The organism is Sulfitobacter sp. CW3, assembly GCF_019392245.1.
Lineage (GTDB): Bacteria > Pseudomonadota > Alphaproteobacteria > Rhodobacterales > Rhodobacteraceae > Sulfitobacter.
The window spans coordinates 1-243 of sequence record NZ_JAHXRL010000492.1 but is presented as its reverse complement, the minus strand read 5'-3'; the positions used below and the strand labels follow the sequence as shown (position 1 = coordinate 243).

The window sequence follows — 243 nt, the reverse complement described above, 5'->3', positions numbered from 1 at the left end:
TTCTAATTCTTTATAAAAATTATTCCAAAACGCTTGTTGATCTGCATATTCACCATGTAATCCACCAGCGGCATAAGTGATATAACTATTTGAATCTCTAACAAATACAGTAATGTTCATACGATCATCAGTATATAGCGGAACATTTGTAACATCTTCTTTAACATTATCTAATTCGTATTGATCAACAGTATGATTTTGAAAATCTTCTCGTACTTGCTCTAAATTAGGTTTATATCTAAA

Annotated in this window: 1 protein-coding gene; it reads right to left on the bottom strand. The window is 29.2% G+C overall.

The genetic code is table 11. From position 1 onward, the window contains the following. On the bottom strand, nt 1-243 hold a 243-nt coding region (locus KZZ06_RS21945), incomplete at both ends, for a hypothetical protein (RefSeq protein ID WP_219582019.1).